The 18,347-nt window shown below is 65.3% G+C and carries 15 protein-coding genes; 11 read left to right on the top strand and 4 right to left on the bottom strand.

Going from position 1 to position 18,347, the window contains the following annotated elements; translation table 11 throughout:
* Nucleotides 1-39 precede the first annotated feature (39 nt).
* The 7 genes from IVB31_RS17395 (at nt 40) to IVB31_RS17365 (ending at nt 7,442) form a co-directional block, all read left to right on the top strand.
* Nucleotides 40-912, top strand: a complete 873-nt coding sequence (locus IVB31_RS17395) for a shikimate dehydrogenase (protein ID WP_247324442.1) — start codon at nt 40-42, stop codon at nt 910-912.
* A 55-nt stretch (nt 913-967) separates the two neighbouring features.
* The gene (locus IVB31_RS17390) at nt 968-2,098 is read left to right on the top strand and encodes an ABC transporter substrate-binding protein (RefSeq protein ID WP_247324436.1); all 1,131 of its coding nucleotides are present in this window, start codon (nt 968-970) and stop codon (nt 2,096-2,098) included.
* A 113-nt stretch (nt 2,099-2,211) separates the two neighbouring features.
* Nucleotides 2,212-3,087: a branched-chain amino acid ABC transporter permease gene (locus tag IVB31_RS17385; RefSeq protein ID WP_247324434.1), complete on the top strand. Its 876-nt coding sequence runs from the start codon at nt 2,212-2,214 to the stop codon at nt 3,085-3,087.
* A complete protein-coding gene (locus tag IVB31_RS17380) occupies nt 3,084-4,082 on the top strand; it encodes a branched-chain amino acid ABC transporter permease (protein WP_247324432.1) in 999 nt (332 codons plus the stop codon). Before IVB31_RS17385 ends, IVB31_RS17380 begins: the two co-directional genes overlap by 4 nt.
* Nucleotides 4,079-4,822, top strand: a complete 744-nt coding sequence (locus IVB31_RS17375; RefSeq protein WP_247324430.1) for an ABC transporter ATP-binding protein — start codon at nt 4,079-4,081, stop codon at nt 4,820-4,822. Before IVB31_RS17380 ends, IVB31_RS17375 begins: the two co-directional genes overlap by 4 nt.
* A gap of 14 nt (nt 4,823-4,836) precedes the next feature.
* On the top strand, nt 4,837-5,574 hold the full coding sequence (locus IVB31_RS17370) for an ABC transporter ATP-binding protein (RefSeq protein WP_247324429.1): 738 nt from the start codon (nt 4,837-4,839) through the stop codon (nt 5,572-5,574).
* Nucleotides 5,571-7,442, top strand: coding sequence for a sugar phosphate isomerase/epimerase and 4-hydroxyphenylpyruvate domain-containing protein (locus IVB31_RS17365; RefSeq protein WP_247324428.1), 1,872 nt, complete (start codon nt 5,571-5,573; stop codon nt 7,440-7,442). Before IVB31_RS17370 ends, IVB31_RS17365 begins: the two co-directional genes overlap by 4 nt.
* A gap of 130 nt (nt 7,443-7,572) precedes the next feature.
* Here IVB31_RS17365 and IVB31_RS17360 read toward each other — a convergent pair whose 3' ends face one another.
* Nucleotides 7,573-8,745 carry an ABC transporter substrate-binding protein gene (locus tag IVB31_RS17360; RefSeq protein ID WP_247324427.1) on the bottom strand — a complete coding sequence of 391 codons (1,173 nt, stop codon included), beginning with the start codon at nt 8,743-8,745 and terminating at the stop codon, nt 7,573-7,575.
* Nucleotides 8,746-9,043: 298 nt separating this feature from the next.
* Between IVB31_RS17360 and IVB31_RS17355 the strand changes: the two genes are divergently transcribed.
* Nucleotides 9,044-10,306 (top strand): NAD(P)/FAD-dependent oxidoreductase, encoded by a 1,263-nt coding sequence (locus tag IVB31_RS17355; protein ID WP_247324426.1) that lies wholly within the window; start codon nt 9,044-9,046, stop codon nt 10,304-10,306.
* Nucleotides 10,307-10,392: 86 nt separating this feature from the next.
* Here IVB31_RS17355 and IVB31_RS17350 read toward each other — a convergent pair whose 3' ends face one another.
* The gene (locus IVB31_RS17350; protein WP_247324803.1) at nt 10,393-11,604 is read right to left on the bottom strand and encodes an ABC transporter substrate-binding protein; all 1,212 of its coding nucleotides are present in this window, start codon (nt 11,602-11,604) and stop codon (nt 10,393-10,395) included.
* 39 nt (nt 11,605-11,643) lie between these two features.
* Complete coding sequence (locus IVB31_RS17345; RefSeq protein ID WP_247324425.1) at nt 11,644-12,852, bottom strand: cytochrome P450; 1,209 nt, start codon at nt 12,850-12,852, stop codon at nt 11,644-11,646.
* An 83-nt stretch (nt 12,853-12,935) separates the two neighbouring features.
* On the opposite strand from IVB31_RS17345, the gene IVB31_RS17340 reads away from it, so the two are divergent.
* Nucleotides 12,936-13,439 (top strand): MarR family winged helix-turn-helix transcriptional regulator, encoded by a 504-nt coding sequence (locus IVB31_RS17340; RefSeq protein WP_247324423.1) that lies wholly within the window; start codon nt 12,936-12,938, stop codon nt 13,437-13,439.
* 378 nt (nt 13,440-13,817) lie between these two features.
* On the opposite strand, the gene IVB31_RS17335 is transcribed toward IVB31_RS17340, so the two are convergent.
* Nucleotides 13,818-15,671 (bottom strand): feruloyl-CoA synthase, encoded by a 1,854-nt coding sequence (locus IVB31_RS17335; RefSeq protein ID WP_247324421.1) that lies wholly within the window; start codon nt 15,669-15,671, stop codon nt 13,818-13,820.
* A 153-nt stretch (nt 15,672-15,824) separates the two neighbouring features.
* Here IVB31_RS17335 and IVB31_RS17330 point away from each other — a divergent pair, with 153 nt between their 5' ends.
* Both IVB31_RS17330 and atzF read left to right on the top strand, forming a co-directional pair.
* Nucleotides 15,825-16,331 carry a MarR family winged helix-turn-helix transcriptional regulator gene (locus IVB31_RS17330; RefSeq protein ID WP_247324409.1) on the top strand — a complete coding sequence of 169 codons (507 nt, stop codon included), beginning with the start codon at nt 15,825-15,827 and terminating at the stop codon, nt 16,329-16,331.
* A 197-nt stretch (nt 16,332-16,528) separates the two neighbouring features.
* Nucleotides 16,529-18,346: an allophanate hydrolase gene (gene atzF, locus IVB31_RS17325; RefSeq protein ID WP_247324407.1), complete on the top strand. Its 1,818-nt coding sequence runs from the start codon at nt 16,529-16,531 to the stop codon at nt 18,344-18,346.
* The last annotated feature ends 1 nt before the right edge of the window (nt 18,347 follow it).

Genomic DNA, 18,347 nt, shown 5'->3' with positions numbered 1-18,347 from the left:
GGCGTGGACCGAACGCTCCAATCGAGACCATAGCAAACCATGTCCAAGCGCGGATACGCAGCCAGCAAGAAGCTTCTCACCGGCCTGATCGGCGCGCCGATCGCGCATTCCGCATCCCCTGCCATGCATGAGCGCGCCGCCGAGGCGCTTGGCTTGCGCGGCCATTACCAGCTCATCGAGGTCGCCGGCGCCGATGCGACCGGGCTGCGCATGATGCTCGAAGGCGTGCGCCGGCTCGGCTTTGCCGGCGTCAACGTGACTTTTCCTTACAAGGAGGCCGTGGTGCCGCTGCTCGACGAGCTGGCGCAGGGAGCGGCCGCCATGGGCGCGGTCAACACCGTGGTCGTCAATGACGGCCGGCTGATCGGCCACAACACCGATACCACCGGCTTCGCGCGCGCGGTGGCGCCGCTGCTGGCACCGTCCGGAAATGCGGTCGCCGTGATCGGCACGGGCGGCGTCGGCAAGGCGATCGCCTTTGCGCTGGCGAGCCTGAAAGTCGCCGACATCCGCATCTTCGACACCGACCTGGAGCGCGCCGAGAAGCTCGCTGCGCTGCTGGCTGGTGGCGCCCGGGTGGCCACAAGCGTCGAGGATGCCGTTGAGGGGGCAACCGGTCTGGTCAACGGCACGCCGGTCGGCATGCTGCCGAACCGCAACACGCCGGTGCCGCCGGCGCTGCTCCGCGCCGACCTGTGGATCGCCGACGCCGTCTATTCGCCGCTGATCACGCCGCTCCTCGCCGCAGCGCAAGAGAAGGGCGCGCGGATCATGACGGGGCGGGAGCTTGCAATCTACCAGGCGGCCGACGCTTTCGAATTGTTCACCGGCCTTGCGCCATCGATCGAAATCATGGGCGAGGCTTTCGACGCCGTGATGGCCGCGCGCAGCGCCGCCTATCAGGCAGCTTGAGACAAAGCGGCCGGACACAAGGCCGCTTGCAAAATTCAACCCGGAGGAGAGGACGATGAAATCAACGCTACTGGTGGGCGCGCTGCTCACCGCAATCACGACCACGGGCGCCTTCGCCCAGGCGATCAAGCTCGCCGACGTCGCCGAGCTGTCCGGTGGCGGCGCCACCGTCGGCACCAACTGGAAGAACGGCATCGACCTCGCGATCGAGGAGATCAACGCCAAGGGCGGCGTGCTCGGCCGCAAGTTGGAGGTCACCCATGCCGATTCGCAATCCAACCCCGGCGTTGCCCGCGCGCAGGTGCAGAAGGCGCTCGACGCCGAGCCCTATGTGCTGCTCGGGCCCGGCTATTCCGGCTCAGTCAAGGTCACCGCGCCGCTCGCGGCTGAGGCCGGCATCGCGCAGATCATGGGTGGCGAAGCCGCCGAGCTGACGCAGGCCGGAAACAAATTCCTGTTCCGCACCTCGTTCGGCCAGCAATCCTCGATGCCGAAGGTCGCCAAATACATCCACGACGACATGAAGGCGAAGTCGGTCGCGGTGGTCTGGGTCAACAATGATTTCGGCCGTGGCGGACGCGACGTCGTGGTCAAGGAGCTCGACCGGCTCGGCTCCAAGGTGGTCGCCGATCTCTCCACCGAAGCGGGCCAGGCCGATTTCGCCGCCGACGTCGGCAAGATCAAGGCCGCCAATCCCGACGCCGTGTTCGTCTATCTCAACGAGGAAGAGAGCGCGCGCATCCTGAAGGAGCTGAAGCGTCAGGGCGTCACCGCGCCGCTGATGGGGGAGACCACGCTGATCGGCCAGAAGGTGATCGAGCTCGCCGGCGATGCCGCCAACGGCGCGCGCGGCCATGTCGGCCTCACCACCGATGCGCCGGTCGATTTGATCAAGACGTTCCGCGACAAGTTCGCGAAGAAGTACAATTACGTGCCCGACCATAACGGCCTGAAGGGCTATCTCGCCGTCTACATGGTGAAGGCCACCACCGACAAGATGGGCAAGGTCGACAGCAAGGCGTTCGCCGATACGCTGCACGGCCTGACCATCAAGGCCGCCGACGAGCCGGGCATCCTGATGGACGTCACCTTCAGCGACACCGGCGACATCGACCGCCAGAGCTTTCTGGTCGAGGTGGTCGAGGGCAAGCAGGTCGTGAAGCAGGTGCTGCCGAAGGTGAAGTGAGGTGGTCTTCGCCTCTCCCCGCGCGCGGGGAGGGGCGACCTTTCTCCTCCCTCTCCCCGCCCTTCGCGGGGAGAGGGAGCCGATAAAGCGGGGCTAGGGACACGAGAGGGAACATGTCCAATCTGTTCGATCTTCTGGTCGCGGGACTTGCCACCGGCGCGATCTATGCGCTGGTCGCGGTCGGCTTCACGCTGCTGTGGCAGACCTCTCAGACCATCAATTTCGCGCAAGGCGAGTTCGTGATGCTGCCGGCGTTCCTGATGCTGGCGGCGATGCATGCCGGCGCGCCGTTCTGGCTCGCGATTATCCTCGGCATCCTGCTCTCGATGCTCCTGCTCGGCCTCGCCTTCAAGATGCTGCTGGTCGATCCGATGATGCGCCATGGCGTGCTGCCGCTTGCCATCGCGACCATGGCGCTGGCGATCGGCCTCAAGGAGGCCGTCAAACAGTTCTTCAGCGCCGAGGCCTCGCCCTTCCCCTCGATCGTGCCGACGGGCGATATCGCAATCCTCGGTCACAACGTCTCGCTGCAAAGCATCGGCGTCCTCGTGCTCGCCATCCTTGCCGTCTTCGGCCTGACCGCACTCCTCAACCGCACTTCGCTCGGTCACCAGATGCAGGCGGCGGCGCAGAACCCGACGGTGGCGCGCATCATCGGCGTGCCGGTCGAGCGCATGATTCTCCTGACCTTCCTGATCAACGCCTTCCTGGTCGCGCTCGCCTCGCTGTTGATCACGCCGATTTACCTCGCGAAGTTTACATCCGGCGAGGTGCTCGGCCAGGCCGCGTTCATCGCCGCGATCGTCGGCGGATTCAACCAGGTGCGCGGCGCGATCGCCGGCGGCCTGCTGATCGGCGTGCTCGACAACCTCGCGGCCGCCTACGTCTCGACGCAGTACCGCGCCGCCGTGCCGATGATCTTCCTGATCGCCGTCATCCTGTTCCGGCCGCAGGGCTTGCTCGGCCGCGCCGAGGAGCGCACCGTATGAGCGGCTTCGCCAAACCTCTGAAGATCGCCCTCGGCCTCGCCGTCATCGCCGCGCTGATCGTCGTCCCCATGAACTTCAACCGCTATGGCCTGTTCATTCTGAGCCAGTGGGCGGTGATGGCGATCGCCGCCATGGGCCTCAACCTCACGCTCGGCTATGCCGGCCAGGTCTCGCTGGCACAGGGCGCCTTCGTCGGCATCGGCGCTTACGCGGCGGCGATCATGACCACCCATGGCTGGCCGCTGCCGGCGGCGATCGTGGTCGCGATCGCCTTGAGCTTCGCGGTCGGCTGGGTGCTCGGCTATCCCGCGCTGAGGGTGCAGCACCATTATCTCGCCTTCGTCACGCTCGCCTTCTCGACGCTGGCCTTCCTGGTGTTCCGCAACGAGAGCTGGCTCACCGGCGGCATCTACGGCATCTCCAACATTCCGCGCCCGCACATCTTCGGCATCGCCACCAATAAGCCGCTGCCGTTCTACTATGTCTGTCTCGGCTCGCTCGCGATCGTGTCGCTGGCGGTCTGGTGGCTGATCCGCTCGCCCTGGGGCCGCGCCTTCATGGCGCTGCGCGAAAACCCCCTGCGCGCGCAGTCGCTGGGCATCGACACGCGCCGCTATACGCTGATGGCGTTCGCGATCGGCTCCGCGCTCGGCGGCGTCGCCGGCGCGCTCTATGCGCCGCTGACGCAATATATCGATCCCGTGCCGTTCAACCTGTCGCTCTCGCTCGACCTCTTGATGATGGTGATCGTCGGCGGCGCTGGATTCTTCCTCGGCCCATTCCTCGGCGCGATGATCGCCGTGCTGTTGCCGGAATGGCTGCGCTTCACCGAAGGCTATTATCTGATGCTCTACGCGATCGCGGTGATGGGCCTGCTGATCTGGTCGCCGACCGGCATTCTGGGGATCCTCGACCGCTATCTCGCCGAACGCCGCACCAAGGCGGCCTCCGCACTGCGCGCCGTCGCGAAATCCCGACTGGAGACGGTGCAATGAGCGCGGTCCTCGAAGTCACCGACATCAAGAAGAACTTTGGCGGCATCAGCGCCGTCGGCGGCGTCTCGTTCGACGTCCGCGAAGGCGAGATCCTCGGCCTGATCGGGCCGAACGGCTGCGGCAAGTCGACCCTGTTCAACTGCATCCTCGGCCAACTCACCCCGTCAGGCGGCGAGGTCAAGCTCGACGGCAAGATCGTGACGGGCCTGCGGCCCGCCGAGCTCAACAAGCTCGGGGTCAGCCGCACCTTCCAGCTGTTGCAGGTGTTTCCAAAGCTCTCGGTGCGCGAGAACCTGATCCTTGCTGGCCAGGAGCACCAGGGCAGCATGGCCTCGCGCCTTGTCGGTCGCTCCGATGCAGGACTGACAGGGGCCGCCAACCAGATGATCGGCTTCTTCAAGCTCGATCATCTCGCCGACGAGCCGGCCGGCGGCCTGTCCTACGGTCAGCAGAAGCTTCTGGACGCCGCCATGGCCTTCATGGGCGGCCCCCGCCTGGTGCTGCTCGACGAGCCCGCGGGCGGCGTCAACCCGTCGATGCTGACGGATCTGAAGGAGCGCCTGGTCGCGATCAACCGCGAGAAGAACGCCACCTTCGTCGTGATCGAGCACAACATGGAATTCGTGATGTCGCTATGCTCGCGCGTGATGGTGATGGCGGAGGGCAAGGTGCTGGCGATGGGACGACCGGACGAGGTACGAAAGAACCCCGCCGTGATCGAAGCCTATCTCGGACATTGAGGAGCGAGCGAGCCATGAGCGACCCGATCCTTTCGGTTCACAATCTCGTCGGCGGCTACGGCAAGATGACGATCCTGAACGGCACCACCTTTGCCGTGCCGCAGGCCACGATCACGACGATCATCGGCCCGAACGGTGCCGGCAAATCGACGGTCTTCAAGGCAATCTTCGGCCTGTTGAAGCTGCGCGAGGGCAAGATCAATTTCGCCGGCCGCGACGTCACCAATTTGAGCCAGCGCGCGCTGCTCAATGCCGGCATCTGCTACGTGCCGCAGGGCCGCAACATCTTTCCCGAACTGTCGGTGCGTCACAACATCGAGCTCGGCGGCGTTTCCGCCGGGAAGGACATCGACCTGCCCACACGGATCGAGGTCGCTCTCGACCTGTTCCCGGCGCTGCGGCGGAAATCGACGCAGCAGGCCTCCACGCTGTCCGGCGGCGAGCAGAAACAGCTCGAGATCGCCCGCTCGCTGCTGCTCGAGCCAAAGCTGGTGCTGATCGACGAGCCCTCGATCGGCCTGTCGCCGCTGATGGTGCAACAGACCTTCGACATCCTCAAAGGCTTGCGCGACCGCGGCGTCACCATCCTGATGATCGAGCAGAACGCGCGCTCGGCGCTGGAGATTTCCGACATCGGCATCGTGCTCGAGCTCGGCCAGACCCGCATGGTCGACGACGCGAAGCGCATCCTGAACGACCCGCGCATCGGGCAACTTTTCCTCGGTGGCGTCATGGAGGACAATGCGGCATGAACAAACGCTCGATCGCTACCGTTTCCCTCTCAGGCGCCCTCGACGAAAAGCTCCGCGCCATCGCGTCCGCCGGTTTCGACGCGGTCGAGATTTTCGAGAACGATCTGCTGTCGTTTGGTTCAGGCCCGCGCGAGGTGGCGCAGCTCTGCAAGGATCTCAATCTCAAAATCTGCGCGTTCCAGCCGTTCCGCGATTTCGAGGGCATGCCGGAGCCGCAGCGGACGCGCAATTTCGCTCGGGCCGAGCGCAAGTTCGACCTGATGCAGGAGCTCGGCACCGACCTGCTGCTGATCTGCTCGAACGTCTCGCCGGCCTCGCTCGGCGGCATCGACCGCGCTGCGGATGATTTTCGCGAGCTTGGCGATCGTGCGGCCAAGCGGTCTTTGCGCGTCGGCTACGAGGCGCTGGCCTGGGGTCGCCATGTCAACGATTATCGCGACGCCTGGGAGATCGTGCGGCGCGCCGATCATCCGGCGATCGGCGTCATCCTCGACAGCTTTCATGCGCTGGCGCCGGGCTTTCCCGTTCGCGCGATGGCCTCGATCCCCGGCGACAAGATCTTTCTGGTGCAGCTTGCGGATGCGCCGAAGCTCGAGCTCGACATTTTGTCCTGGAGCCGGCACTTCCGCTCCTTCCCCGGTCAGGGCGATCTGCCGGTCGGCGAGTTCATGGCGGCGATCGCGGCGACCGGTTATGCCGGGCCGCTCTCGCTCGAGATCTTCAACGACCAGTTCCGCGCCGGCTCGGCTGCGCAGACCGCGGTCGACGGACTGCGTTCGCTGATCCTGCTGGAGGACCAACTCGCACCGGATTGGCCGAAGCTCGTCAGCGAACCCTTGGCGCCGAAGGCCAAGAGCGGCGGCACGGGCTTCATCGAGTTTGCCGTCAACGAGACCAAGGCCGGCGAGCTCGCCCGCCTGCTCTCGCAGCTCGGCTTCCGAAAGACCGGCAAGCATCGCAGCAAGGCGGTGGAACGTTGGTCGCAAGGCAAGGTCGAGCTCGTCATCAACTCCGAGACCGACGGCTTCGCGCACTCGCACTACGTGACGCATGGCCCCGGCGTCTGCGCCATCGCGCTCGATGTCGACAATGCCGGCCTTGCCATGCAGCGGGCCGAGACGCTGAAGGCACGCACCTTCTACCAGCCGGTCGGGCCGGGCGAACTCGAGATTCCCGCGATCCACGGCGTCGGCGGCAGCCTGCTGTATTTCCTCGACCAGGCCGGCAAGAACTGGGACACGGATTTCGAACACGTCCCGAGCGATACGAGCGCGGACGCCCTGCTCGCCGTCGATCACATTGCGCAGTCGATGCCCTATGACGAGATGCTGTCCTGGCTGCTGTTCTACACCGGCATCCTCGACCTCAAGCGGCTGCCGCAGATGGAGATCGCCGATCCCCGAGGGCTGGTGCAGAGCCAGGCCGTCATCAACGGCGACCAGAGCCTGCGCTTCGTGCTCAACGGCTCATCCGCAAACCGCACGCTGCCGGCCCGCTTCATCTCGGAGTTTTTCGGCTCGGGCGTGCAGCACGTCGCGTTCTCCTGCCGGGACATTTTTGCGGCGGTCGCGGAAATGCGCAAGCGCGGCGCGGATTTCCTGGACATCCCTGACAATTACTACGACGACATCGAAGCCAAATACGACCTCGCGCCCGACCTGATGGCGCAGCTTCGCGCCAACCACATCCTCTACGATCGCGAAGGCGACGGCGAGTTCTTCCAGGTCTACACCCACATTTTTGATGAGCGCTTCTTCTTCGAGATCGTCGAGCGGCGGAATTATCGGGGGTTTGGCGCGGCCAATGCCGGGATCAGGCTCGCGGCGCAATCGCGCGAGGTGCGCCCGGTGAGCATGCCGCGGATGTAGCGGCTTCTTCCCCTCTCCCCTTGTGAGAGGGTGGCTCGTCGCGTAGCGGCGAACCCCTCATTCGCCGCTTCGCGCCACCTTCTCCCACAAGGGGAGAAGGGAACGCAGCTTGATTGTAGTTACAATCAGCTCACTTCATCGGGCACTTTTCGTGGAAGCGGTCCTGGTCGTCCGTGACGATGGTGGCGACGGTCTTCAGCGAGAGCTCGCCCCCGGCGCCCTTCACCACGTCCTGGAGATAGAAGTTCTGGATCGGGATGTGGTTGTTGCCGTATTTGAACGAGCCGCGCAGAGACTTGAAATTGGCCTTCTCCATCTCGGCCTTCATCGCATCCTTCTTGGACGTGTCGCCGCCGACGGCGACCACCGCGCTGTTGATAAGCTGCGCCGCGTCATAGGCCTGCGCGCCGTAATAGCTCGGCCGGGCGCTGGGGTACTTCTTGCGGTAGTCGGCGACGAACTTCTTATTCTGCTCGTTCGGGAGGTCGTTCACCCACTCCTGCGCGCCGGATACGCCGAGTGCGTTCTCCTTCTGGAGTGGCAGTGAGAGCTCGTCGATGGTGAAGGCGGTGTAGAGCGGCATCGTGCTCTTCAGGCCGGCCTGTGCATATTGGTTGAGGAACTGCACGCCGGCCGCACCGGGATAGAACACGAAGATCGACTCGGCTCCGGAGGCCCGCGCCTTGGAGAGCTCGGCGGAGAAATCGAGCTGGCTCGGCCAGACCGTGTACTCCTCGCCCTTGATCTCGCCCTTGAAGGTGCTCTTCACGCCGGCGAGCATGTCCTTGCCGGCGGCGTAGTTCGGGCCGATCAGGAAGACGCTCTTGACGCCATTCGCATTCATGTTGAGGCCCATGGCGGCCGGCGTCTGGTCGTTCTGCCAAGAGGTCGAGAACACGTAGGGCGAGCAGAGCTCGCCTGCGAGCTGCGACGGGCCGGCATTGGCCGAGATCAGGAAGGTCTGCGAATCCACCGCGGTCTTGAGCGAGGCCAGCAGCACGTTCGACCAGATGTAACCGACTATGAAATCGACCTTGTCGGACTGCACCAGCTTCTCGGTCTTCTGCTTGCCGACGTCGGGCTTCTGCCCGTCATCCTCGTAGATCACCTCGACCGGCTTGCCGTCCATCTTGCGGCCGATGTGATCCAGCGCGAGCTCGAAGGAGTTGCGCATGTCGTTGCCGATCACGGCGGTCGGGCCGCTGAAGGTCGAAACGAAACCGATCTTGATGGTGTCGCCGGCGAAAGCCTGGTTTGCCAGCCCCAGCGCCGCAGCGCCCGCCAGCCAAAATGCCGTCCTCATAACCACTCCCCTCCTTATTATTGTGCCCGGCAGCGAGGTGATCGCCGCCCCCGGGTCGTCTCTATTGAACGCAAAATCTGTCGCGCCGCCAATGGCTCAGCGCCCGCCCTGCACCATATTTCGCCCCCATCGACGTTAGCAAGAAATATAATTCTACTTACTTCGTCGGAGGCTGCGGCGCTTTCTCACGGGATATATCGATATATCCGGCCTATCTCCCGATTGATGACGGCTATTGGACCGCGGCGTCCAATCAGCCCTTAAATGAGTAAGCAGAGCAGCGAGATTCGAGGGCATCATGACCACGACACCGCATCGCGTCGTCATCGTCGGAGCCGGCTTCGGCGGACTGGAGACGACCTACCGGCTCGCCGGCAGCCCGGTCGCGATCACGCTGATCGATCGCCGCAACCATCATCTGTTCCAACCGCTGCTCTACCAGGTCGCGACCGCCTCGCTCGCCACCAGCGAGATCGCCTGGCCGATCCGGCACCTGATGCGCGACCGGCGCGACGTGACGACGCTGTTTGCCACCGTCAGTGGCGTCGATGCCGGCAGGCGTTGCGTGCTGATCGACGACGGCAGCGAGGTGCCTTACGACACGCTGGTGCTCGCCACCGGCGCGCGACATGCCTATTTCGGCCACGACGAATGGGAGCAGTGGGCTCCGGGCCTGAAGACGCTGGAGGACGGCACCACGCTGCGCCGTCACATCCTGGTGGCATTCGAGCGCGCCGAGCGCGAGACCGATCCGGAAAAGCGCGCGGCGCGGCTGACCTTCGTCATTGTCGGTGCCGGCCCCACCGGCGTCGAGCTCGCCGGCACCATCGCCGAGATGGCGCACCAGACCCTGCCGGCGGATTTCCGCAACATCGACACGACCAAGGCGCGGGTGGTGCTGATCGAGGCGGGGCCGCGCGTGCTCGCGGGATTCGCCGACGACCTCTCGGCCTACGCGCAGGCCTCGCTGGAAAAGATCGGCGTCGAGGTGGTGCTGGGGCAGGCCGTCACCGAGATCGACCGCGACGGCGTGGTGTTCGGCGGCACGCGGCTCGACGCCAAAACCAAGATCTGGGCCGCCGGCGTCCGCGCCTCACCTGCCGCCGAATGGCTGGGCGCACCGGCCGATCGTGCCGGACGCGTGCAGGTCGAAGACGATTTGACGATCCCCGGCCATCCCGAGATTTTTGCCATCGGCGACACTGTCTTGATCAACGCCTGGGACGGCAAGCCGGTGCCCGGTATCGCACCGGCCGCCAAGCAGCAGGGCCGTCACGTCGCCGAGACCATCACGGCGCGCCTCCGGGGCGCGCCGACCGGTCCGTTCCGCTACAAGCACTCCGGCAGCCTCGCGCAGATCGGCAAACGGCTCGCGGTGATCGACTTCGGCAAGGTCAAACTGCGCGGCACGATCGCATGGTGGATCTGGGGCATCGCCCACATCTACTTCCTGATTGGCCTGCGCCACCGGCTCAGCGTTGCGCTCAGCTGGCTCTGGATCTACGCCCGCGACCAGCGCGCCGCGCGACTGATCACACAGGGGTCAAGCAAGGTGGTGTAGGGACGGGCCTCTCGTGTCCCGGACGTGGCGCGGCATGAAATGACGCGACGCAGAGCTGCGCGCCGCACTGTCCGGGGCATGAGAGCCTACTTCACCAGCTCGCACCCGCCCTCCGCCAACGGGCGAAACGCCTGCTCCGCGGGAATCGTCGAGACCAGCTTGTAATAGTCGTAGGGATATTTCGACTCTTCCGGCTTCTTGACCTCGAACAGATACATTGGGTGCACGACGCGGCCGTCCTGGCGGATCGTGGTGTCGCCGAACAGTTTGTCCTTACCCTTGAACTTCTTCATCTCGGGCACGGCGTCCTTGGCACTGTCGCTGCCGGTGGCCGCGACGGCGTTGAGATAAGCGAGCGTGGAGGCATAGACCCCGGCCTGGTTGCCGCTCGGCATCTTTCCGTTCATGCCGGGCCGCGCCGCGAAGCGTTTTGCGAAGGCACGGGTGTCGTCGTTCATGTCCCAGTAGAAGGCTTCCATGAGCTGGAGACCCTGCGCGACCTTGATGCCCATGCCGTGAACGTCGTTGATGAAGAGCAGGAACGCCACGAGCTTCTGCCCGCCTTGCTGGATGCCGAACTCGGCGGCCTGCTTCACCGCGTTGATGGTGTCACCGCCGGCGTTCGCAAGCCCAATCACCTGCGCCTTCGAGCTCTGCGCCTGCAACAGGAAGGATGCGAAATCGGAGGTGCCGAGCGGATGCTTTGACGAGCCCAGCACCTTGCCGCCATGCCCCTCGATGTATTTCTGGGCTTCCGCCTCGATGCCCTTGCCGAGCGCATAGTCGACCGTGAGGAAGTACCAGTCCTTGCCGCCGCGCGACATCATCGCGGCCGCTGTGGTGTTGCCCGTCGCCCAGGCGTCATTGACCCATTGGATGGTGTTGGGCGAGCAGGCCTTGCCGGTGAGGTCCGAGCTTGCCGTAGACGAGGCCAGGAACGTCATTCGGCTGTCGCGCAGCAGCGTGTTGATGGAGAGGCCGACGGCCGAGTTCGGCACGTCGACGATGGCGTCGACGCCCTCGACGTCGAGCCACTTTCGCGCGATGGCGTTGCCGACGTCAGCCTTGTTCTGGTGATCGGCATAGACGATCTCGACCTTGATGCCCTTGCCGCCGCCGTTGAAATCCTCGGCGGCCATGCGCGCGGCCTCGACCGAGCCCATGCCGTTGGTGTCCTGGAAGATGCCGGAAATGTCGTTGAGCACGCCGACGCGCACGACATTGTCCGAGATCTCGGCGCTCGCCGCGCCGCTTACCAGGCTCGCGGTCAGCGCCAGCGTCCATGTCAGATGCTTCATCATTCCCTCCCCTATTTATTGTTTTCGCTGCCGGTCGCGTCAGGCCGGCGTGATCGTCACCGGCAAGCTATCGAGCCCGCGCAACGTGTTGTTGAAGCGGCGTTTCGGCTCGCCCTTGATCTCGATCTTTGCAATCCGGCGGGCCAGCGCCGAGAGCATCGTCTCGCCTTCAAGCCGTGCGACGAGCTGGCCGACGCACATGTGAATGCCCGAGCCGTAGCCGACATGGCCTGATGTGCGGCGGGTGATGTCGTAACTGTCGGGCTTGTCCCAGCGCCGCCGATCGCGATTGGCCGCAGCGAGGAACATCAGCACTTTCTCGCCCTCCCCGATCGTCGCGCCGGAAAGCTCGACGTCGCGCGTGGTAGTGCGGAAGAAGGTCTGCACTGGGCTCTCGAACCGCACGGCCTCCTCGAAGGCATTGCGCGCGAGGGTGGGATCGTTGCGCAACCGCTGCCACTGATCGGGAAAGCGGGCCAGGCAATACACGGCGGCACCGATGCCGTTAACGGTGGTATCGAGCCCGGCCGACAGCAGCGAACGCACCAGCAACGGCGCTTCCGTGGCCGTGATGGCACCCTCGTCGACGTGAGCATGAATGCAGGCGCCGATGCCGCCGGGCGTGAGGTTGTCGCGCTGGCACTGGTCGGTGACGTAGGCCTGGTGCGGCGCCGAGCGGGCGATCGCCTCCTTGCGCAATTCGTTCGGCGGACCGAAAGCGTTGAACACAAGGCTCGCATAGGGAATCAGATGCTCGCGGCCTTCGGGCTTCAGGCCCAGCGCATCCGGAAAGATCGAGAGCGGATAGGCTTCGGCGAGATCCGTGATCGCGTCGAAGCTGCGCTTCTCCAGCAGCGCATCGACGCGCGCCTCGGCTGCCGCGGCAAAGCGGTCGCGGAGCCCCTTCATCACGGTCGGCGACAGCACCTTTGAGAGCACAGCGCGGGTGCGGGTGTGCGCGGGCGGATCGGCCTCCAGAATCAGGCTTGGCGGCCGCCACGGCGTCTCCTTCTTGAAGTCGGAAAGGCCGACGCCGCGGCTGGAGCAGAATGTCGCGGGATCGTTCAGCACGGCATGGACCTCGGCATAGCGCGCTACGCCATAGACGTTCCATTTGTCGAGATAGACGACCGGGCCTGCTTCGCGCAGCAGCTCATGCGTGGGATAGGGATCGGCAAAAAAACTCATGTCGAAGGGATCGACGTCGAGATGCGGGACGCCGGTTGTTGAGGAGCCGGATGCGCTCATGGAAGACCTCCCGTATTTTGATCTTGTGAAAGAGCGCCGCATGCCTTTAGGTCAGCGGGCCCGCCGCGAGTCAGAAGTCCGATATGCCGTCGTCGACCAGACCCCGCCAGAAGCCTGCGCCCGCTGAAGTGGGACCGACGCTCGATCTCGACCGCTACGTCCCGGCGTTCATCACCTTCATCGCCAACAAGCTCTCGAACAGCGCGACCGCGTTCTATCAGCGGCAGTTCGGCGTCAACGTCACGGAATGGCGGATCATGTCGCTGCTGGCGATCGAGCCCGGCATTCCCGCCTCGCGCATCTGCCACGTCATCGGTTTCGACAAGGGTCCGGTGAGCCGGACGCTCGCCGGTCTCGAGAAGCGCGGGCTGGTGTCGATCCGCACCGACCCGAACGACGGCCGCACCCATTCGATCTCGCTGACGGCGCGGGGCCGCGCCACCCATGACAAGGTAATCGTCGCGGCGTTCGAGCGCGAACGGCGGCTGCTGTCCTGTCTGGGCAAGGACGAGCGCGAGGTGCTGATCGATTTGTTGCGCCGGCTGCACGAAAATCTCGGCGCGGTGACCGGCGGCACCGAGACCTGACGGGCCGCGCGTCAGCCGCGATCCCGCGCCATTCTCGGGCATGCGCCGGCGTTCGCCGACGGCATCATTCCTGCCAAGCATGTTTCCTCCCAGATCAGCGCAGCGGTTCCCCCGCCATCATTCCCTGTCCGTAACGGTTCGCACAAATTAGTTGCTTAGGCAACAAAGGAATCCTGCAGGATGATGCGGCAGGATGGTTGGCCTAGCTGCTTCGCCCGTTCTCGTGTCCCGGACGCGGCGCGGCATGAAATGACGCGATGCTGAGCCGGGACCCAAAAAGCCGAGTGCATGCAGGGGTACGGGACCCGGCTCTGCAGCGCACCGCTGAGAGGCGCCGCGCTGCGTCCGGGGCACGAGAGTTTCGAACGAAGAGGGTCTTCATCTAGAGACGATCCACTCGCCCGACGCCTCATCGTTCAACCGCACCACGGCATCGGCACGCCGCGTCAGCACCGCGCGCTGGTTGATGTAGCCCTTGTCGGTGATCTCGCCGCCGTCGACCGACGGCGGCTCGGGGAGCAGCAGCGCGCGTGTGGCGTGGCCGGACGAGTTGGCGCTCTCCTGCTTCAGTTTCGCGAGCCCTTGCGCGATCGCGGTCCGGACCTTGTCGTGCGCCAGCACGTCATTTACGCCCGCCGTCTCGGGCAGGCCGGCGTGGGCGCGGCAGGCGGCGATGTTCGGAAACACCAGGAACCGCACCTCGTCGCCGCCATGGCCGGTGACGACGATGTCCTGCGCGAGCGGCGCCAACGCGGCGATGCCGGCGACGCGCAGCGTGCCGACGCTGACCCAGGTGCCGGAATTGAGCTTGAAGTCCTCCGCGACGCGGCCGTCGAAGAACAGGCCGCACTCGGGCCTGTCGGCGTCGGCGAACTTCACGGCGTCGCCGATGAGATAAAAACCCTCGTCGTCGAACGCCTGCCTAGTCAGCTCCGGCGCCTTCCAGTAACCCGGCGTGACGTTGGGGCCGCGCACGCGCACCTCCAGCTTGTCGCCGGAGGGGACGAGCTTCAGCTCCGTGCCGGGGATGGGCACACCGATATTGCCCGAGCGCTCCGCAAGGAAATGGCAGTCGGTGGCGAGCGGCGACGTCTCGGTCGAGCCCCACGCCGAGACCATCGGCATCGCGCGGCCGACGGTCTCGACGGAGAGCTCCTCGAGCGCGTCCCAGAGATTCTGCGGCAGCGCGGCACCTGCGTAGAACGCGAATTTCACCTCGCCGAAAAAACGACGACGCAACTCCTCGTCGCCGCGCAGTGCCGCGATCAGCATGTCGAAGCCGCGCGGCACGTTGAAATAGACCGTCGGCATTACGCTTTTCAGATTGGCCAGCGACGTCGCAAACAGACCGGGCGCGGGCTTGCCGCCGTCGATATAGAGCGAGCCGCCATTGCGCAGCACGAGATTGAAATTGTGGTTGGCGCCGAACGTGTGGCTCCAGGGCAGCCAGTCGAGAATGACGAGATCGTCGCGCGGCTGCTCCAGAAAAGTCCAGGTCTGCGCCTTGGCCTGCTGGCTCGAGGTCAGCATGCGCTGGGTGTTGATGACGGCTTTCGGCGTCCCGGTCGAGCCCGAGGTGAACAGGAATTTCGCGATGGTGTCAGGCCTCACCGCGGCGAAGGCCGTTGCGACCTCGGGGGTCTCGGACGTCGCCGCGATGGTGCCAAAGGCCAGCGCATCGGCATCGTCGACGTTGCCGCTGATGATCTGCGCATCGTGCAGCGGCTTGATCGCGGCCAGCGCCGCCGCGAACGGCTTGGTCGCGGCGACGTAGATCGCGCCCGGTCGGAGCAGCGAGATCATGCCCTTGAGCTTGTCGAAGTCCTTCGACATCAGCGAATAGGCCGGCGAGATCGCCGCCGAGGGCACGCCGACATGCTGCGCGGCAAGCGCGAGCAGCGCATGGTCGATGCTGTTGTCCGAGAGGATAACGACCGGGCGCTCGGCGCTGAGACTTTGCGCGAGCATCCAGGACGCTGCCGCGCGCACCTGGCGCAGCGCCCGCGCATAGGTGACATTGCTCCATGGCGATTCGGTATTGCTGCGCTCTGCGAGGAAAATCGCATCGGGCCTTTGCCGCGCCCATTGCTCCAGCCAGTCGCCGATGCAGCGCGCACCATTGCACAAGGGATCGGGCGAACGCAGCACGATGCTGCCGTCGGCGCGATGCTCGGCAACGGTCCTGGGCGTTGCGAACAGGCTTGAAGCATCACCGCGTGTGGCGGTTGTCATTGGTTTCCTCCTCCGCCCGGATCCGGGATCGGCCGCAGCCTCGTCGCGGGCCGCATTGGCCATAATGTTGGGCATGACGATTGTTGTCGTCAACAACAAACTTCCGTCGACGCGGGGAAGGCGCTACAACAATGGCCCGCCAGGAGACGCAACGTGACAGCCCTCGCAGCCAGAGCCGATGCCCGCCCTTCCGCACGCAAACGCGCCGGCAACGGCGCGACGCGGCGGATCGACGCGGACGAAATCGGCCTCGACGCCCTGGTCGGCCACGCCGGCTATGCCGTGCGGCGCTTCCAGATCTGGATTTTCCAGGACTTCGTCAAAACGCTCGGCAATGTCGACATCCGGCCGACGCAATATTCGGTGCTGACGGTGATCGGGGCCAATCCGGGCCTCTCGCAGATGGCGGTGGCCAAGCGCCTCGGCATCGAGCGCGCGCGGCTGGTGCATCTGCTCGACAGCCTCGAACAGCGCAAGCTCGTGAAGCGGGTCAAGTCGAAGACGGACCGGCGCTCTCATGCCCTGCACCTCACCGCCCAAGGCGAGACGGCGCTGGCCAAATTCAAGCGCCTCGCCGCGGAGCACGAGCGGCATGTCGAGGACAGGATCGGCAAGGAGAACCGAGAGCGGCTGCTGCGGATCCTCGCTGACTTCACCTGACCTGAGCCAGGCTGCCTAATATTTACGCAAATGCCCGTAACAGGGCGGCGCCGCGATGGCCGGCGCGGCCCTCAAAATATCCCCAAGCCACTGATCTGTCGATAATATCCAGAGCAGCCGTTCTGCCCGGTTTGTGTACACAATGGCACATCGCTTGCTTCAATCCGCGTGAGACCTGTTGCCGGAGTTTTGTCGCCATGAGGGCTGAAATGGGGGCTGAGCAGCCTGAAACGATCGCCGCGATTGTGGCCGCGCATCGCGCGGGCACGCTGACGCCGGCGCAGACGATCGCGCGCAGCTATCAGCGCATCCGCGACCACAACGACCCCGCCTTGTTCATCAGCCTGCGCGACGAAAAGGACGCGATCGCGGAGGCCGAGAAGCTCGCCGCGAAGGATGCAGCACACCTGCCGCTCTACGGCGTGCCGGTCGTGGTGAAGGACAATATCGACGCGCTGGGATTTCCGACCACGGCCGCCTGCCCGGCCTTCTCCTATACGCCAACGCATGACTCGACCGCGGTGCTGCGGCTGCGCGCCGCCGGCGCCATCATCATCGGCAAGACCAATCTCGACCAGTTCGCGACCGGCCTCGTCGGCGTGCGCTCGCCCTACGGCATTCCCAGGAATTCGATCCGCGATGATCTCATTCCCGGCGGATCGAGCTCGGGCTCGGCCACCGCCGTCGGCGCGGCGCTGGTGCCACTGTCGCTCGGTACCGACACGGCCGGCTCGGGCCGCGTGCCGGCGATGCTCAACAACATCGTCGGGCTGAAGCCGAGCCTCGGCATGATCTCGACCGCCGGCCTGGTGCCGGCCTGCCGCACGCTCGACTGCATCTCGGTATTCGCCTTGACGGTGGACGACGCCGCGCTGGCGCTCTCCGTGATGGCCGGTCCCGACCAGGCCGATCCGTTCTCGCGCGACCGGCCGCTGGGCCCGCTCACGCCGCTCCCGGCAAACCTGCGTCTTGGCGTGCCACGCAACGGACAGCTGATCTTCTTCGGCGACAAGAAGGCCGAAGCCGCCTACGCGGATGCGCTGAAGCGCTGGACATCACTCGGCGCAACGCTCGTCGAGTTCGACCTCGAGCCGTTCTACGAGACGGCGCGGCTGCTATATGAAGGACCGTGGGTCGCCGAACGCTATCTCGTGATCCGCAACCTGCTCGCCTCGGCGCCGGATTCGATCCACCCGGTGACACGCGAGATCACCGCGGCCGGTGCGCGGCTGACGGCGGCCGAAACCTTCTCCGCGCTCTACCGCTTGCAGGGCCTGCGCAGGATCGCCGAACGCACCTTCACCAATATCGACGCGCTGGTGCTGCCGACGGCGCCGACGGCCTATACGACCGCGCAGGTGCTGGCCAATCCGGTCGAGCTCAACAGCCGGCTCGGCACCTACACCAATTTCGTCAATCTCCTCGACCTCTGCGGCCTCGCGCTGCCGGCAGAGGTGCGCAGCGACGGCATTCCGTTCGGCATCACACTGCTCGCGCCCGCAGGACGCGATGCGCTGCTCGCGAGCATCGGCCGCGTGTTCCATGCCGATACGAAGCTGACTCTTGGTGCGAAGGGCGTAACGCAAGCACCGCTGGCGCCCCTTCCCGCAAACAGCGACGACGAGATTCCGATCGCGGTGGTCGGCGCGCATCTCTCCGGCATGGCGCTGAACGGCGAGTTGCAGGCACTGAACGGCCGGTTGGTCGAAGCGACCCGGACCGCGGCTGACTACAAGCTCTATGCCCTCGGGACCACGCCGCCGAAGCCGGGCCTGCTGCGCGTCGAAGCCGGCAAGGGCGCGTCGATCGAGCTGGAGATCTGGTCGCTGTCGTCGTCCGCCTTCGGAAAGTTCGTCAACGCGATCCCCGCGCCGATGGCGATCGGCACGGTACGGCTGGCAGATGGCCGCAGCTTGAAGGGATTTCTCGTCGAGCCCGAGGTGCTGGGCGCAGCGCGCGATATCACCAGCTATGGCGGCTGGCGGAAGTATATGGCGGAGAAGGCGACGGGGTAAT

This window comes from Bradyrhizobium sp. 21, assembly GCF_023073335.1.
Lineage (GTDB): Bacteria > Pseudomonadota > Alphaproteobacteria > Rhizobiales > Xanthobacteraceae > Bradyrhizobium.
Note: the sequence above shows the minus strand (reverse complement) of the source record. Positions and strands in the feature narration are given on the sequence as shown.

What these genes read in the sequence shown, in the direction of transcription:
- IVB31_RS17360 (WP_247324427.1), bottom strand. Translation starts at nt 8,745, where the DNA reads ATGAGGACGGCATTTTGGCTGGCGGGCGCTGCGGCGCTGGGGCTGGCA.
- IVB31_RS17350 (WP_247324803.1), bottom strand. Translation starts at nt 11,604, where the DNA reads ATGAAGCATCTGACATGGACGCTGGCGCTGACCGCGAGCCTGGTAAGC.
- IVB31_RS17335 (WP_247324421.1), bottom strand. Translation starts at nt 15,671, where the DNA reads ATGACAACCGCCACACGCGGTGATGCTTCAAGCCTGTTCGCAACGCCC.
- IVB31_RS17385 (WP_247324434.1), top strand. Translation starts at nt 2,212, where the DNA reads ATGTCCAATCTGTTCGATCTTCTGGTCGCGGGACTTGCCACCGGCGCG.
- atzF (WP_247324407.1), top strand. Translation starts at nt 16,529, where the DNA reads ATGAGGGCTGAAATGGGGGCTGAGCAGCCTGAAACGATCGCCGCGATT.
- IVB31_RS17390 (WP_247324436.1), top strand. Translation starts at nt 968, where the DNA reads ATGAAATCAACGCTACTGGTGGGCGCGCTGCTCACCGCAATCACGACC.
- IVB31_RS17355 (WP_247324426.1), top strand. Translation starts at nt 9,044, where the DNA reads ATGACCACGACACCGCATCGCGTCGTCATCGTCGGAGCCGGCTTCGGC.
- IVB31_RS17380 (WP_247324432.1), top strand. Translation starts at nt 3,084, where the DNA reads ATGAGCGGCTTCGCCAAACCTCTGAAGATCGCCCTCGGCCTCGCCGTC.
- IVB31_RS17340 (WP_247324423.1), top strand. Translation starts at nt 12,936, where the DNA reads ATGCCGTCGTCGACCAGACCCCGCCAGAAGCCTGCGCCCGCTGAAGTG.
- IVB31_RS17345 (WP_247324425.1), bottom strand. Translation starts at nt 12,852, where the DNA reads ATGAGCGCATCCGGCTCCTCAACAACCGGCGTCCCGCATCTCGACGTC.
- IVB31_RS17375 (WP_247324430.1), top strand. Translation starts at nt 4,079, where the DNA reads ATGAGCGCGGTCCTCGAAGTCACCGACATCAAGAAGAACTTTGGCGGC.
- IVB31_RS17365 (WP_247324428.1), top strand. Translation starts at nt 5,571, where the DNA reads ATGAACAAACGCTCGATCGCTACCGTTTCCCTCTCAGGCGCCCTCGAC.
- IVB31_RS17395 (WP_247324442.1), top strand. Translation starts at nt 40, where the DNA reads ATGTCCAAGCGCGGATACGCAGCCAGCAAGAAGCTTCTCACCGGCCTG.
- IVB31_RS17370 (WP_247324429.1), top strand. Translation starts at nt 4,837, where the DNA reads ATGAGCGACCCGATCCTTTCGGTTCACAATCTCGTCGGCGGCTACGGC.